The sequence below is a fragment of the Glutamicibacter uratoxydans genome (genome assembly GCF_050753455.1).
Lineage (GTDB): Bacteria > Actinomycetota > Actinomycetes > Actinomycetales > Micrococcaceae > Glutamicibacter > Glutamicibacter uratoxydans_A.
This window is the reverse complement of sequence record NZ_CP192736.1, coordinates 265,621-280,206: the sequence shown is the minus strand read 5'-3', so window position 1 is coordinate 280,206 and position 14,586 is coordinate 265,621. Positions and strand designations below refer to the sequence as shown.

Annotated in this window: 14 protein-coding genes and 3 pseudogenes; 6 read left to right on the top strand and 11 right to left on the bottom strand. The window is 59.3% G+C overall.

Features of this window, described 5'->3' with window-relative positions:
- Positions 1-23: 23 nt before the first annotated feature.
- On the top strand, positions 24-548 hold the full coding sequence (locus tag ACQQZ8_RS01360; protein WP_431710966.1) for a hypothetical protein: 525 nt from the start codon (positions 24-26) through the stop codon (positions 546-548).
- Between the two features lie 181 nt (positions 549-729).
- On the opposite strand, the pseudogene ACQQZ8_RS01355 reads toward ACQQZ8_RS01360, so the two are convergent.
- The 9 genes and pseudogenes from ACQQZ8_RS01355 to rlmC all read right to left on the bottom strand — a co-directional run.
- Positions 730-1,461: pseudogene (locus ACQQZ8_RS01355) on the bottom strand (ABC transporter ATP-binding protein); the annotation flags it as partial.
- A 101-nt stretch (positions 1,462-1,562) separates the two neighbouring features.
- Entirely contained in the window at positions 1,563-3,290 is a 1,728-nt protein-coding gene (locus ACQQZ8_RS01350) for a dipeptide/oligopeptide/nickel ABC transporter permease/ATP-binding protein (protein ID WP_431710965.1), read from the bottom strand.
- On the bottom strand, positions 3,287-3,721 hold the full coding sequence (locus tag ACQQZ8_RS01345; RefSeq protein WP_431710964.1) for an ABC transporter permease: 435 nt from the start codon (positions 3,719-3,721) through the stop codon (positions 3,287-3,289). The genes ACQQZ8_RS01350 and ACQQZ8_RS01345 overlap by 4 nt, the downstream gene beginning before the upstream one ends.
- A 5-nt stretch (positions 3,722-3,726) precedes the next feature.
- Positions 3,727-4,278, bottom strand: a complete 552-nt coding sequence (locus ACQQZ8_RS01340; RefSeq protein ID WP_431710963.1) for an ABC transporter permease — start codon at positions 4,276-4,278, stop codon at positions 3,727-3,729.
- Between the two features lie 87 nt (positions 4,279-4,365).
- Complete coding sequence (locus ACQQZ8_RS01335; RefSeq protein WP_431710962.1) at positions 4,366-4,830, bottom strand: hypothetical protein; 465 nt, start codon at positions 4,828-4,830, stop codon at positions 4,366-4,368.
- 3 nt (positions 4,831-4,833) lie between these two features.
- A pseudogene (locus tag ACQQZ8_RS01330) lies at positions 4,834-5,379 on the bottom strand (ABC transporter substrate-binding protein); the annotation flags it as partial.
- 74 nt (positions 5,380-5,453) lie between these two features.
- Positions 5,454-5,714: pseudogene (locus ACQQZ8_RS01325) on the bottom strand (ABC transporter substrate-binding protein); the annotation flags it as partial.
- 63 nt (positions 5,715-5,777) lie between these two features.
- On the bottom strand, positions 5,778-5,945 hold the full coding sequence (locus ACQQZ8_RS01320; protein ID WP_431710961.1) for a hypothetical protein: 168 nt from the start codon (positions 5,943-5,945) through the stop codon (positions 5,778-5,780).
- A gap of 151 nt (positions 5,946-6,096) precedes the next feature.
- On the bottom strand, positions 6,097-7,239 hold the full coding sequence (rlmC, locus tag ACQQZ8_RS01315; protein ID WP_431710960.1) for a 23S rRNA (uracil(747)-C(5))-methyltransferase RlmC: 1,143 nt from the start codon (positions 7,237-7,239) through the stop codon (positions 6,097-6,099).
- A gap of 144 nt (positions 7,240-7,383) precedes the next feature.
- On the opposite strand from rlmC, the gene ACQQZ8_RS01310 reads away from it, so the two are divergent.
- Complete coding sequence (locus ACQQZ8_RS01310; RefSeq protein ID WP_431710959.1) at positions 7,384-8,313, top strand: ankyrin repeat domain-containing protein; 930 nt, start codon at positions 7,384-7,386, stop codon at positions 8,311-8,313.
- 7 nt (positions 8,314-8,320) lie between these two features.
- On the opposite strand, the gene ACQQZ8_RS01305 is transcribed toward ACQQZ8_RS01310, so the two are convergent.
- On the bottom strand, positions 8,321-8,677 hold the full coding sequence (locus ACQQZ8_RS01305) for a YchJ family protein (protein ID WP_431710958.1): 357 nt from the start codon (positions 8,675-8,677) through the stop codon (positions 8,321-8,323).
- 479 nt (positions 8,678-9,156) lie between these two features.
- Here ACQQZ8_RS01305 and purS point away from each other — a divergent pair, with 479 nt between their 5' ends.
- Genes purS through purL form a run of 3 tightly spaced genes read left to right on the top strand, consistent with a single transcriptional unit; the run spans position 9,157 to position 12,460 of the window.
- Complete coding sequence (gene purS, locus ACQQZ8_RS01300) at positions 9,157-9,408, top strand: phosphoribosylformylglycinamidine synthase subunit PurS (RefSeq protein ID WP_431710957.1); 252 nt, start codon at positions 9,157-9,159, stop codon at positions 9,406-9,408.
- Positions 9,408-10,160, top strand: a complete 753-nt coding sequence (gene purQ, locus ACQQZ8_RS01295; RefSeq protein WP_431710956.1) for a phosphoribosylformylglycinamidine synthase subunit PurQ — start codon at positions 9,408-9,410, stop codon at positions 10,158-10,160. The genes purS and purQ overlap by 1 nt, the downstream gene beginning before the upstream one ends.
- Positions 10,157-12,460, top strand: a complete 2,304-nt coding sequence (gene purL / locus ACQQZ8_RS01290) for a phosphoribosylformylglycinamidine synthase subunit PurL (RefSeq protein WP_431710955.1) — start codon at positions 10,157-10,159, stop codon at positions 12,458-12,460. Before purQ ends, purL begins: the two co-directional genes overlap by 4 nt.
- An 87-nt stretch (positions 12,461-12,547) precedes the next feature.
- Here purL and ACQQZ8_RS01285 read toward each other — a convergent pair whose 3' ends face one another.
- On the bottom strand, positions 12,548-13,171 hold the full coding sequence (locus ACQQZ8_RS01285; RefSeq protein WP_431710954.1) for a GerMN domain-containing protein: 624 nt from the start codon (positions 13,169-13,171) through the stop codon (positions 12,548-12,550).
- Positions 13,172-13,367: 196 nt separating this feature from the next.
- On the opposite strand from ACQQZ8_RS01285, the gene ACQQZ8_RS01280 reads away from it, so the two are divergent.
- Positions 13,368-14,564: a siderophore-interacting protein gene (locus tag ACQQZ8_RS01280; protein ID WP_431710953.1), complete on the top strand. Its 1,197-nt coding sequence runs from the start codon at positions 13,368-13,370 to the stop codon at positions 14,562-14,564.
- The last annotated feature ends 22 nt before the right edge of the window (positions 14,565-14,586 follow it).

The following is a 14,586-nucleotide window of genomic DNA, read 5'->3' as shown; positions in this document are numbered from 1 at the left end:
TCACCTTCGGGGCACAATGAACTATGCAGACTTCTCGAGCCATCCGCATGGCCGGTACCACCAGCGCCGTTCTCGCGGCATTAGTTTTATGTGTCGGATGTGGTGCGGCCGACGAACCTGGTAGCGCAGCACCCGAATCGAGCACGCCAAGTCCTTCCGCCACGCCGACTGCTTCGGCTTCCGAACCCTCCGGGAGTACCAACTCGAGCGTAACGCTCACGGTACAGCTCTTCCCCGATGGCAGCACAGCGGGTAGTCAGTACAGCTTGGGGTGTGCTGCGGCTGAACCGATCGGTGAGAGCCAAGCCCCGGATCCGCAGGCAGCATGCCAAACAATTCATGAGCACCCCCAGATCCTCACCCCGCAACGAGGCGGAAACCGGATGTGCACCGAGATTTATGGCGGGCCGAGTAAAGCTATTGTCAGTGGAACCCTGAACGGTAAAGAGTTCAGCACCGAATTCACCCGCAGCAACGGCTGCTACATCGATGAATGGGACACGCTTGCCTCGCTTTTGGGCCAAGGCAGTGACCTGCCAATAAATTAGCTGGAGTGACAGCGTCCTCCCACGGAATCTTGCAAGGGTCTTTACGCTTTAACGGCCAGAGCTCCGGCTTAGATCCCGTGCCGAGGTGCTTTCGCTTCCATCGGCTTGATTAGCCGAGGTCAAAGCACTACCCCAAGGTTTCGGGTGGGGTGCGAGCTGAGTGGGAAGCACTTCGGCAAACTTAGCCAGCCTGCACGCGACGTAACCCGCGGAAGGCCACATCGAGTAGCCGTTGCGTCGTGGGGTGGCAGGGCTGATTGAGCAGTTGCTGGCACGGTCCCTGTTCCACGATACGCCCATTGTGCATCACCGCTACCCGATCACTGGTATGCGTAGCTAGGGCCAGGTCATGCGAGATATGCAGAAATGCGGTGCCCAAATCCCGCGCCAGCGAGGTCATCAGCGATGATACTTCGGCCCGCATACTGGCATCGAGCATTCCGGTGGGCTCATCGGCCAAAATCACGCGCGGCTGCGAGATAATCGCCCGGGCGAAGGCTACGCGTTGCCGCTCCCCTCCGGAAAGTTCATGGGGGTAACGTTTCGCGTAGCGATCCGGTGCTAAGCCCACCGCGTCGAGAGCTTGGCGCATTTGCGCTAAGCGATGTGCCCTATCGGCAATTCGGTGAATCTTGAGCGGTTCCATCACGGTCTCTGCCACGGGTCGATGCGGTGGCAGAGAGGTATAGGGATCCTGCATCACCAAGTTGATGCTACGGCGCACCGCCCGAGCCTGCTTCCGCGAAAGCGTTAGCAGGTCGATCGCTGTTTCGCTGGACTCCGGCTGCTGGATACCGGCCGCCGGTCGATCAAGCATGATGCGGCCAGCGGAGGGTTTAACCAACCCAGCGATGGCCTTGGCGACGGTAGATTTCCCGGCACCGGATCCACCAACGAGCGCTAGGGTTTCACCGGGGAAGAGGTCCAGGTCCACATCACTAACAATCGTGGTTTTTCCATAGCTCACGTTCAGCGCGCGGACGCTGAGCGTCGCGACAGCGGTATCGGTCATTGTCATGGCGTAGCTCCTTGCAGCTGTTCGATCCCCGGGAGTGAAGCCAACAGGGTTTGCGTGTACGGGTGCTGCGGACGGTTGAATACCGTGCAGACCTCTCCTTGTTCCACTACAAGACCCGCACGCATCACGGCTACCTGATCGGCGACTTGGGCGACGACCGGCAGATCGTGGGTGACAATAATGATGCTCAATCCCAGTTGCTCGCGCAGTTTGGTCAGCAGGTCCAGAATCTCCTCTTGAACCAACACGTCCAGGCCGCTGGTGGGTTCGTCAGCCAAGAGCAGTACCGGGTCACCGGCCAAAGCCATCGCAATCACCACGCGTTGACGCTGACCACCGGAGAGTTGATGCGGGTAGGCCAAGAACTTCTCCGCAGGCAGCCCCACCAGAGCAAGGAGCTCCAACACTCGCTGCCGGGCAGCAACTTTGTCTACCGTCGAATGACCGCGGATAGCTTCGATCAGTTGGGAACCGATGCGCTGCACCGGGTTCAGTGCGGATTGAGCTTCCTGGGGAACTAATCCGATCTGTCCTCCACGTAGCGCTCGCCGCTCATTTTCGCTCAGTTCCAACAGGTTGCGTCCAGCGAGCACGATGCGTCCTTCGTGCACCGTTCCGGCGCCTGGCAAGAGCGAAATGATGGCGGCGGCAACGGTGGATTTTCCTGACCCTGATTCGCCGACCAAGCCGAGAATCTGTCCGCGTCCCAGCCGCAGATCGACCGCGGTACAACCACCTACCCCTGATTCAGTGTCACCGTAGCGTACGCTCAGTCCCGAAATCTCAAGCAGTGTTTCGGGCGCTGATTCCTCCGCAGCGCTGCGGTGTTCAACGTTGTCACCCGGGGACTGTGCCAGGATCTGAGGTTTCTTCCGCGCGCGCGAGCGGACCTGGGCGCTCAGACCCGCCGAGCGTTCCATGGCACCGCCGGCGAGCGCGAAGCCGAGTACCGTCAAAGCAATCAGCGCTCCGGGCGGCACCACCCACCACAGCCAAGCATCGGTGAGGAAGGCGCTGCGTTGGTTGGCGGTGGCGAGGATCATTCCCCAGCTCATGGTGTTGATGTCACCCAAGCCGAGGAAGGCCAGTGAAGCTTCAAGCATGATCGCGGTTTGCACCGCCAAAACCAGTTGCGGCACCAGCAAGGGGGCTACGGTGGGCAAAACGTGTTGCGTCAACACGTAGCCGTTCCGTGCACCCATGGAACGTAGCCCTTGGATGAAGTCACGTTCGCGCACCGATAGCACCTGCGATCGTAGTTCACGGGCCATCGGTGCCCACAGCGCAATGGCAATCACGAAGGCTTGGGTCCACAATCCGGGTCCGGTGAGCACGCCGATCACTAAGGTCAAGGGAACCACCGGTAGCGACATGATGATATCTACCAGCCGCATCAGCACGGTGTCGGTCGCACCGCGCAAATATCCTGCGGCGAGTCCCACCGCGGTGCCGATGCCGGTTGCCACCACAGCGGCAAGCACCCCTACCAGCAAGGAGGGTCGGGCACCGACAATCACTAGGCTCAGCAGGTCCCGTCCCGAATCGTCAGTTCCCAGCCAGTGCTCGGCCGAGGGGCGAGCAAAGGGTGCGCCACTGCGCACGGTGGGGTCATAGGGGGCCAACCATGGCCCAAAAATGGCCAATAGTCCCAAGAACGCCACGATTCCAATGCCGATGCGTGAAGTGACGGGAAGTGCACGCCATCCGGTTAGTAACTTCTTCATGCCGCGATGACCTCTTTCGAATTACGGACGCGCGGATCCAAGAGCGGATAGATGGCATCGGCGAGAATATTGGCGGCAATGACACCAATGGTGGCCAGTAAGAATGCACCCTGCAGTAGTGGGTAGTCGCGGGCCGTGACCGCATCTGCGATCACCTTCCCCAGTCCGGGGAAGGAGAACACGGTTTCAATGACTACGGCACCGGACACTGCGGCTCCGGCGGCCATCGCAGCATTTGTGGCCACTGGGAGCAGGGCGGTTCGCAGTGCATGACGGATGGCGATGGCGTTCTCGGCCAGCCCCTTGGCGCGGGCCATCCGAATAAATGGTTCGCCGAGCACGGTGATCATTGATGCTCGGGCCAGCAGGTAATAGCTCCCGAAAGTTGCCAGTGTCATGGTCAGCACCGGCATGAACAAGCGCCGGCTCATTTCGATCAAGCACGGTAGCCCGGTTCGGGCATCTGCGTCATCGAATAGGAAGGGAACCAGCCAAGTTTGGCGGAGAACAGGGTGATGAGGAGCATTGCCAACCAGAACCCGGGCATCGAATTGAACCCTAGGACGGTGACCATCATTCCTTTATCGCTACCGGTGCGCCCAGTGGTACGCCGCCACGCAGACCAAGCTCCCAAGAGGGCGCCTAAGAGCACCGCGGTGCCGAGCCCCAGGGCAATCAGAGTGATCGACCAAGGGAGCCGTTCGAGCAGGATATCGGTCACCGGACGATTATGTCCGGTGGATAGCCCCAGATCCCCCTGCAAGAGATTTCCCCAAAAATTAAGGTATTGGGAGAGAACCGACCCTTCCAGCCCATAGATCTTGCGAATTTCTTCCAAGGTTTCGGCACTGGGGATCCCCTCGCCGGTGTAAAGCATGAGTGCCGGATCCCCCGGCGCCAGCCGTGGCAACGCAAAATTGATGGTCACCGCTAACCAGAAAACCACCAAGTACTGGCCTAGTTTAGATACCCACGCTCCCCGACGCATGGGGATGCTTCCTCTCCGAAAATCATCGCCGGTCCTGACGGAGCGCAGAACCGGCGATGGGCGCAAACTGTGCGAACGAATCCGGGCCTAGTTGTAGACCACGGTGCCCGAGGTATCTGCATGGGCCGCTTCAACTACCTCGGCCGGTAGGAAGGACCATTTATGCAGCACACCGTAGCCGGGAGTTTCAACCCATCCGGAGAAGGTGTTGGCCACCGCGAAGTATTCATCCGGGTAGAACAGCGGGATGCTCGTTGGAGCTTCATTATGGACGCTTTGCAGATCCTTCATCACAGCCACCCGGCCCTCATGGGTGGTCTGCTCCAACCACTTCTCATAGGTGGTATCCCAGGCTTCCCATTCCAAGCCCTCTTCCCAGAGGTATCCCGAGCGGTGGGACATGATGAACTGATCCGAGTCGGCTACGCCGTGGGCGCCAATTGAGCCGATGAGCAGGTGGTAGTTGCGTTCGGCCGAAGCTTCGGAGAGCGAGGCGGTATCCATGCCCTTGATTTCAATGTCGATACCGACCTTGGCGTAGTCCTCGGCCACGAGCTAGGCGGCGCTGACATATTGCGGCAGTCCCGAGTTGACCAGCAGCGTCAGTGTCAGCGGTTGTCCGTCCATTTCACGAATTCCGTCACCATCGGTGTCGGTGTAGCCCAGTTCGTCTAACGCCTTCTTAGCAGCTTCGGGATCGGTTGGCTGGTCATTGTCCGGGTTCGCAAACGGGGCAGCCGGGTGTGGGTAGCCCTTCACCGCGGATTCTCCCTGACCCAGGGCGACTACCTCGAGCATTTGTTCCTTGTCGAGGGCCACCGAGATCGCGCGGCGGAACGTCGCTTCATCCAACGGGGCTTCACGGAAGTTCATTTTGACCTCCGGGAAGTTCAACGCGGTGGTGTTAAAGACGGTCAGGTTTGATGGCTCCTTAAACTCCTCAACCAATTCTGGGCTGACCGGGCGGACGGTGGCATCAATTTCCCCGGACTGCAGGGCGGTAAAGGTGGCCGATTGATCGGTGATGATCGGCATCGACAGCGTCTTGACGGTGGGGTGCCCGCGAAGTAATTCTCGTTCGCGGTGAAGATGTATCCCTCGGTTGGGCTGTAGCTGGTCAGCTGGTACGGTCCGGTTCCGATGGGTAAATCCTGTACTGTCTTGGCATCATCTGCCGACACCGAGGACCAGATATGTTCAGCTACGATCGGAAGGTCAGCCAGGGTGACTTCGGCCAGCGACGGGCAATACCCCCCACATTCGAAACGCACCGTGTCTTCATCCATCTTGACGACCTGCTCAATGATCGGGGTGTCGTTCACGTGGTGGGTGTAGCGTCCGGTAGGCACCTGATGCATGAAGTTGAAGGAGAACACCACATCTTCCGGGGTGAACTTTTCTCCGTCCTGCCAAGTCACATCCGTACGCAGGTCCACTTCCCAGGTCGAGGCATCAATCGCACGAGCCTCGGTGGCCAACCATGGCTGGATTTCTTCCGCCTAAGGTGACGGCGCAAAAAGCTTGTCGTAAACCAATTCAATGATCGCGTCACCCGAGGTACCCGCAAAAATATTCACCGGTCCGGAATCTTTATCCACGGCGATGGTCAGTTGGTCAGTCGTGGAGGGGCCGGCAACGGCTGCGCGGCGTACGGGGGTGCGAGACATACTTCCTCATTAATGGTTGGGCACTGTCACACAAGGACAGCAAATATGCTTAGGTTTCCTTGTCATCAAAATCTGCTGCGTCGTCTTCTCCTGCTGGTGCGTCTAGGACCCACCGCTCACTGCGGGCGCCAGACGCTGAGGCGGAACTACGCTAGGATCCGCGCCGCTGCAGGCGCACGATCACTTCATAGTGCGTGGTCTGTGGGAACATGTCCATCACCCGGGCGTCCAGCGGCTCAAAGTTACTCATCCGCGCTAGATCCTTTGCCAATGATTTGGCGTTACAGCTTGAATAGATCAGCTGGTTCACTTCGGAGTTATTCAGCCAGTCAGCCATCGCTGCACCTATTCCGCGACGTGGCGGGTTCACTACCACTAGGTCTGGTGATTCCTTGTGGCTGAGCACGAATTCGGTGGCGTCTTGGGCGATGAACCGGGTGTTCTCGTATCCTAAATCTTTGGCACTGCGTTCGGCGGCCTGGATCGCTGCGTGACTGGACTCCACGCCGATCACCGTACGTTCCGCGTCGGAGCAATGCAGAGCAAAGCCACCGACCCCACAGTACAAATCCCAGATACTCTGCGGCTGTAGGTCATCAGCCCACTGCCGGGCTTGTCGGTACAGTGCGCCAGCAATCTCCGAGTTGGTCTGGAAAAAACCCTGTGGACGCAGGTGCATCCCAATTCCGTTCAATTCCATTTCTAGGGTCTGAGCGGCGGTCAACACGATTTCCTCGTCACCTTCGAGCACCGCTTTATGTTCGGGCAGGAAGTTCACCGAGACTACTCGCACCGCCGGCAAAGCCTTGCGGAACAGTTCGAGCGAATCCCGCAAGGCCACAAAGTGCTTCTTGGTACGCACCACCCAACGCACCATCAGCTCACCTTTCGGCGAGACCGTAATGATCACGTGTTTGAGTTCGCCTTTGCGTTTGGGGACATCATAAGGAATCAGCCCAAGCTGACGGATGAAGCGTTCAATCACCGGGAATGCGGCGCGCAGCTCAGGAGCACACACTCCACAATGCCGCAGATCGATCCCCTGACCGTCAGCGTCCAGAATGCCGATATTAGGGTTCTCGCTCGTGCCCGAAATCACCATTTTTGCCTTGTTTCGGAACCCGGATTCGGCACTGGGCTGGGCAGGGAGGAAACGCAGCGAGGTGTGTTCGGCCAGCAAGGATCGGCAGTCCTCGACCTTATCTTGCAGCTGTTGCGTGTATGGGAGCGACAGCAAGGTGCAGGAGCGGCAACGATCAGCTGCGAAATATAGACATTCCATGGTGATCGCCATGTTATCGAATCCAGCTGAACGACGAGCCAAGGGTCCTCGATGCTGATTGCCCGGATTTTTTCAGGTTTGAACGATAGTCTCAATCCTAGAAGGCTCAACCATGAGCCCACCCGATTGACTATGCACGGAATCCGGAAAGGGACAATGGCACCGCAGATTCGTCGCTCCTCACCTCGCCGTTCTTTGGTGTTCGCGGCAGTCCCCGTGATTGCCGCTTTGAGTGTCAGCTGCACCGGTTGTTCCACGCCGAGCGCACCCTTGGACGATGTCGCGGCCACCGAAGCCACCCCGTTTGCCCTGCCAGAGAATACTTCACCCAAATCCGACGCCGGGCCAGAGGCCACCGTGACGGTTTCGGCCACTGTCGGCCAGCCACCCACTTCGGACGTATCAGATTTTGAAGTCGCTCCCCTGTCTACCGCGGGGGCCAGCGCAAGTCTCCCCCCGGTGTCGGTGGCTCCTAGTGCCGCTGATGACTATGACCCGGTAACGGCCAAACTTGCCGCCGCGATCGCTGCCAAGGATCTGGACTCGGCACAGGACGCGGTAGCGCAGGGCGCAGATCTAGAAGCCAAGGACTCCTACGGGCGTAGCGCGTTGATGCGAGCGCTGGTCAACAACGATGAGGCCATGGCATTGCGGCTGCTGTCTTGGGGCGCAGACCCGAATAATCCTGATGATTTCCAAGACACCGCGTTCTTACGCTCCAGCGCCACCGGCAAGGTGCCGGTACTGCGTTCAGCAATCGAGCATGGCGCGAACCTCCATGACACCAACCGGATGGGCAGCACCGCACTCTTGGTAGCCAGTGAAAACGGTGAGGTGGAGGCCGTGCGGCTACTATTGCAGCATGATGTAGCCGTGAATCATGTCAATGATCTGGGTTGGACCGCGCTACATGAGGCGATTGTGCTCGGCCAAGGCTCCTCAAACTACGTCAGCATTGTTCGCTTATTGCTCTTGGCGGGAGCAGACCCCACGATCCGCGACCGGACCGGCCATAATGCTTTGGAATTGGCCGAAGAGTGGGGCCAGACGCAGATAGAGCAGGCCATCCGCAGCGCCGCACGCTAACGCCCGGTCAGATCGCTGTCACGTAATACCACGCGCCAGCTTCCCGCACGAAGGTACTTTTCTCATGCTGCTGGCCAACTTGTCCGGCACTGCGGTAGCGGGCACTAAATTCCACGACGCCCTGCTGGGCAGCTTCTCCACCGGATCGGGTCTGAAGGATCTCTAAGCCCAACCATTGCGTCTGCCGATCAAACTCCAGAGTTCGTGGTCGGGTACTTTCGTGCCAGCTCGCCAACAGGTAATCGGCCAGTTCCAGGACGAAAGCGCTGTAGCGCGAACGCATGAGAGCTTCCGCGGTGGGTGCTTGTGCACTGCCATCGGCGCGTCCGGCATGCCAAGGCTCGCAACACTCTGCGTAACTCAACGTTTCGGCTTGGCCAACCCGGCAGGGACACGTGGCATCAGGCAAAATCTTCATCTTCACCAGCCTACTGGCCGCACCGGATTTATGCCCCACAGTCCCGCCGCTAAGACAAAGCACGCAGTAGGCTCAGAAACCACGCACCGCTACTGATAAGTAGGGTCTGGAAAAGTGGCTAAATGACTTCGCTGTGAGCAAGTGAACATCCGCGGCGAGGTGAGTGGCAGAAATATCGTGAATCCGCCGCTTCCCTACGGTCGCGGCCTTTACATCCGCAGATTTCTTTGCGTTATCCTCCAGTTTGGTCGGCGTTGAACCGCATTTAATTCCTCGGCAACGGATAACTAGCTCACACTGGGCCCGGTGATTGGTCACATTGCCGGTAGACTGGAACAGCAAGCTCGCGGAGCGCCAATTCCCCCTGGTGTGAGACGGCACTCCGTGTGGCATTTAACCACCCTCGCGCACAGGAGATATGCCGGATGCCCCGGATCGTTGTTGATGTCATGCTCAAGCCAGAAATCCTTGACCCTCAGGGCAAGGCGATTGCGGGAGCACTACCCCGCTTAGGCTTCTCCTCTTTCGATGCTGTCCGTCAGGGCAAGCGTTTCGAACTGACCGTGGACGGTGAGGTGACCGAGGAAATTCTCGCCCAAGCCCGTGAGGCAGCAGCTACCCTGCTATCCAACCCGGTGATCGAAGATGTAGTCAACGTCGAGGTTGTAGCGGACTAATGAGTACCGAACTACCCCTGATTGGCGACTACTCGACGCCTACTACCGAACTGTCTGGTGCCCGCATTGGCGTGGTAACTTTCCCCGGCACACTGGATGACCGCGATGCGGCCCGCGCCGTACGCGCCGCCGGCGCCGACGCGGTGGCACTGTGGCATGCCGACACCGATCTGCAGGATGTGGATGCGGTGATCATCCCCGGCGGTTTCTCCTACGGTGACTATCTGCGCGCCGGGGCCATCTCCCGCTTCGCTCCGATGATGGGCAAGATCGTGGATGCCGCAAACTCCGATGCCAAACTCCCAGTTCTAGGTATTTGCAACGGCTTCCAGATCCTCACCGAGGCACATCTGTTGCCCGGTTCGATGATTAAGAACGATCATTTGAAGTTCATCTGCCGCGATCAGGTGCTGCGCGTGGAAAACAATGAGACCGCGTGGACCAACGAATACGCCAAGGGTGAAGAGATCACCATCGTGCTGAAGAACCAGGATGGCCAGTACGTGGCCGAAGAAAAGGTTCTGGATGAACTGGAAGCCGAAAACCGCGTGGCCTTCAGCTACGTGGGCTGGAACCCGAACGGTTCACGCCGCTCGATTGCCGGCGTAACCAACAAGGCAGGCAACGTGGTGGGTCTCATGCCGCACCCGGAGCACGCCATCGAATCCGGCTTCGGTCCGGATCACCGCGGAACCGACGGACTGCGGTTCTTCACCAGCGTCGTGACCCAGCTTGTTGGAGGCAAGAAGTGACCCAGGAATTCAACATCGATACCGTTGAAAATGCGGCTAGCACCCCGGATGTACAGCTGCCGTGGGCCGAACTGGGCCTCAAGGATAACGAATTCGCCGAGATCATCAAGATCTTGGGACGTCGTCCGACCGCCGCGGAACTGGCCATGTACTCGGTCATGTGGTCCGAGCACTGCTCATACAAGTCCACCAAAAATCATCTACGCCAGTTCGGCCAGAAGGTCACGCCGGAGATGAAAAAGGATCTAATGGTCGGCATCGGCGAGAACGCCGGTGTCACCGACCTAGGCGATGGCTGGGCCGTCACCTTCAAGATCGAATCGCATAACTCCCCTTCCTACGTCGAGCCTTATCAGGGTGCGGCCACCGGTATTGGCGGTATTGTGCGTGACATTATCTCCATGGGCGCTCGCCCGATTGCCGTGATGGATCCACTGCGCTTCGGCGCCATCGATCACCCGGATTCACAGCGTGTGGTGCACGGGGTGGTCTCCGGCATCGGTGGCTACGGTAACTCGCTGGGCCTGCCGAACATTGGTGGCGAAACCGTGTTCGACCCGATTTATCAGGGCAACCCACTGGTCAACGCGCTTGCCGTCGGTAAGCTGCGCCACGAGGATCTACGCCTAGCCAACGCCTCCGGCGTGGGCAACAAGGTAGTGCTCTTCGGTGCACGCACCGGTGGCGACGGTATCGGCGGCGCCTCGGTGCTGGCCTCCGAGTCCTTCGACGACTCGAAGCCTTCGAAGCGTCCAGCCGTGCAGGTCGGTGACCCCTTCGCGGAGAAGGTCCTGATCGAGTGCTGTCTGGAACTGTTCAAGGCTTCACTGGTGGAAGGTATTCAGGATCTGGGGGCTGCCGGTATTTCCTGCGCCACCAGTGAGCTGGCGTCCAATGGTGACGGTGGCATGCATGTGGAACTGACTAATGTGTTGCTGCGCGACTCCACCCTGACCCCGGGCGAAATTCTGATGTCGGAATCTCAGGAACGCATGATGGCTGTGGTCACCCCGCAGAACGTCGAAGCTTTCGAAGCGGTCATGGCCAAGTGGAACGTCGAATACTCGTGGCTGGGTGAAGTCACCGACACCAACCGTCTGGTGATCACCTGGAACGGTGAAGTCATTGTGGACGTGGATCCCAAGACCGTGGCCCACGATGGCCCGGTTTATGACCGCCCGTACGCCCGCCCAGAATGGCAGGACGCCTTGCAGGCCGATACCTTCCGCTCCTCCGCGGCTGGCGCCAACCTGCCAGCTACCGGGGACGAGCTGAAGGCCGCGGTCCTGGAACTGATCGCCAGCCCAAACATGTGTGACAAGTCCTGGATCACTCGCCAGTACGACCGTTATGTGGGCGGCAATACCGCCCTCTCCGCCCCGGATGATGCCGGTGTGGTACGCGTGGATGAGGAAACTGGGCTGGGTGTGGCCATCGCCACCGACGCCAACGGCCGTTATGCGTACTTGGACCCTTACGTGGGTGCGCAGCTGGCCTTGGCCGAGTCCTACCGCAACGTCGCCACCTCCGGCGCCGTTCCGGCAGCGGTATCCGACTGCCTGAACTACGGTTCACCTGAGGATCCGGATGTCATGTGGCAGCTGGCCGAAGGTATCCGCGGACTGTCCGATGCCTGTATGGAACTCGGTGTTCCGGTGACCGGCGGCAACGTTTCGCTCTACAACCAGACCGGCGACAAGGCGATTCACCCAACCCCGGTGGTTGCCACCTTGGGCCGTCTGGATGACGTGGCTCGCCGTACCCCCTCGGGCTGGCGCGAAGAAGCCGATGGGCAGGCGATCTACCTGATCGGTAAGACCTTTGACGAGCTGGACGGCTCGGAGTTCGCGAACCTGCGCGGACATCTCGGCGGTCTACCACCGAAGGTTGATCTGGCCGCAGAAAAGGCTCTGGGTCAGGTGCTGATCAACGCCAGCCGTGACGGCATGATCGATGCCGGGCACGATTTGTCCGAAGGCGGTCTGGCCGCCGCCCTGTCCGAGATGGTGCTGCGCTACGGTGTGGGTGCCCGCGTGGCCTTGGACGAGATCATGGACCGCGATGGTATCGACGCGTTCACCGCATTGTTCTCCGAGTCGCAGGCTCGCGCACTGGTTGCGGTGCCGCGCAGTGAAGAGGTGCGTTTCAACGATATGACCAGCGCCCGCGGAATCACCGTGGCCCGTCTAGGTGTAGTTGATGCACAGTCCGGTGCCTTGGAAGTTCAGGGTCAGTTCACCGCCACCGTGGATGAACTGCGTGAAGCTCACGAAGGCACTATGGTCAAGTACTTCGGCTAAAGTCGTGGTGTTGACAGGCTAAGCGCTGTGGCTCGTTTCCTTAGGGAAACGAGCCACAGCGCTTTTCACGGGGTGATCGTAGGACGCTCATTTGACGCTCAGTACTTCCTGAAGGGGCTGGCCATCCACCCGAATCTCGGCGTGACCGGTTCCGGCGGCAGTCATCGCGGTGTACTGCAATTGCTCGATAATTCGTGGATCATCGCACGTCCCTCCGGAAACTACCGACCCGCTGAGTTCAACGGTGACGGTGTCCCCAGCCACTGTCGCCGATACATAATGCAAATCCGACTCAGCCAGCGCATTTTGCAGGCCCGAAGCGCCGTGCTCTGGTTCATCGAACGCTAAGAGCGTGCTGAGTGCTGCACCCACTGGGTCCGTGAACTCCATTGGTGTGGTTTCGGTTGCGACAATCGAATCCCCACAACCAATTTCTGGCCCAGCAACTCCAGCGTCCCCCACGGCCACGTAGAACAGTGTTAGGGCCGCGGTAGTGGGATCAGAGGTGGTTGGTAACGGGGTGCTTTCGGCCGTTTCACCCTGTACCGGCGGCTGACTCGTGGGATCTGGCGCTGGCAGACTACTCTCAACCGGCATGGGGGCCGAAGTTGGCTCCACGGTGGCCTCATCACCGGTAGTACAACCGCTCAGTGCCAAGCTCAGTCCCAGTGCTCCGACTCCTAAGATCCGCGGTATCCAGCGGGCTTTCATTGTTCTCACTGCCTTAGCTCGGTTAGTGATGGTGGGTCTTAACCGTAAAACCGGCAGGAAGACGATGACAGCACGGCAACATTGCGTTTTGGGAAAGAAGCAATGGCAAGCTGCGACCTCTTGTCTACCGCCTAGTTAGCCTGCAAACTCGAGTCATGACACAGTGGCGCAAGAGTGCAGCCTAAGGAGCCTAGCGATGTCGCACCAGAAGAAGTACAAGAACTATCGGAAGCATCAAGGAAAGTATGGGCCCACCGCGCAGCTGGCGGTACCGGTACAGGAACATTTGGTGTTACGGGTACTTCAGTTAGCTGAGGCACGCGGCGCGAAGGCCGGAAAGAAAACGGCTCAGAAGGCCTTGAAAGGTGCTGCACAGGATGGCGTAACACTTACCGGGGAACAACTCGAAGAGCTCTACGCCGCGGCGCAACGCTCGGGCGCCGCGGCGGCGGTGCATGCCGCACGAAAGATACTGCAGAAAAATCTTGCCCACGATGCCCCAGCGCCGACCGGCAGCATCCCCGAACATGTACCGATGGCATCAGTGGATCCACGCCAGGTACCGGCCCCTGGCTACACCCCCGGAGCGATATTGGCTTCCGAACGCTCCCGCGGCACGCAGCTGCAAGGCAAGGGCCAGCATGTGCTGCATATTAGACGTCTGGAGTCCTTGAGTCCGCAGATGGTGCGTATTGTTGCCGGCGCTCCGGGGTTAGCCGGATTCCGCCCGAGTTCCAAAGCTGATCAATACGTGAAAATGTACTATGCCGACCCTGCACTCGGTTTGGAGCCGCCTTATGATTTGAAGGAGCTACGGCAGGTTCTCCCGCGCCAGCACATGCCGCGCTCACGTTCCTACACCATCCGCTGGGTTGATGAAGCTGCCGAGGAACTAGCCATCGATTTTGTCCTGCACCAAGACCCCGGGTCGGCCGGTGCGTGGGCTGCCGCCGCTCAGGTCGGTGACACCTTGGTAATTTCCGCGGCACGCGGCAAATTTACTCCCCGGAGAGACGCCGAGTATTTCCTCTTTGCCGCGGACGAGGCTGGCATCCCGGCGATTTCTTCGGCGTTGTCTCAGCTGCCAGAAGGAGCTCAAGGCGTAGCTTTCTTGGAAGTTGCAGGTGTCGAAGGTGAGTTTCCGATCCCGCATCCGGCGGGCATCGAGCTTCGTTGGCTGCACCGCGCTGGCGCTGCAGCCGGAACGACCGACCTCTTACCGAGTGCGCTAGGCGAGATACCACCACCGCCCCGCATGACCTCGGTCATGGCTCATGCTGAGCGAAGCGCCAGCAAAGCCATGAGCGAGATTGTTTCCCAGTGGGGGTTAGAGAAGAAAATGGTGCATATTTCTTCCTACTGGACGTTACGGCGCAAGAAGGTGCGCCGCTGAGGGACTAGTCAATAGGCTTGGC

Coding starts and splice junctions, on each gene's coding strand:
- ACQQZ8_RS01360 (WP_431710966.1), top strand. CDS start 24: ATGCAGACTTCTCGAGCCATCCGCATGGCCGGTACCACCAGCGCCGTT.
- ACQQZ8_RS01350 (WP_431710965.1), bottom strand. CDS start 3,290: ATGAAGAAGTTACTAACCGGATGGCGTGCACTTCCCGTCACTTCACGC.
- ACQQZ8_RS01345 (WP_431710964.1), bottom strand. CDS start 3,721: ATGAGCCGGCGCTTGTTCATGCCGGTGCTGACCATGACACTGGCAACT.
- ACQQZ8_RS01340 (WP_431710963.1), bottom strand. CDS start 4,278: ATGCGTCGGGGAGCGTGGGTATCTAAACTAGGCCAGTACTTGGTGGTT.
- ACQQZ8_RS01320 (WP_431710961.1), bottom strand. CDS start 5,945: ATGTCTCGCACCCCCGTACGCCGCGCAGCCGTTGCCGGCCCCTCCACG.
- rlmC (WP_431710960.1), bottom strand. CDS start 7,239: ATGGCGATCACCATGGAATGTCTATATTTCGCAGCTGATCGTTGCCGC.
- ACQQZ8_RS01310 (WP_431710959.1), top strand. CDS start 7,384: ATGGCACCGCAGATTCGTCGCTCCTCACCTCGCCGTTCTTTGGTGTTC.
- purS (WP_431710957.1), top strand. CDS start 9,157: ATGCCCCGGATCGTTGTTGATGTCATGCTCAAGCCAGAAATCCTTGAC.
- purQ (WP_431710956.1), top strand. CDS start 9,408: ATGAGTACCGAACTACCCCTGATTGGCGACTACTCGACGCCTACTACC.
- ACQQZ8_RS01285 (WP_431710954.1), bottom strand. CDS start 13,171: ATGAAAGCCCGCTGGATACCGCGGATCTTAGGAGTCGGAGCACTGGGA.
- ACQQZ8_RS01280 (WP_431710953.1), top strand. CDS start 13,368: ATGTCGCACCAGAAGAAGTACAAGAACTATCGGAAGCATCAAGGAAAG.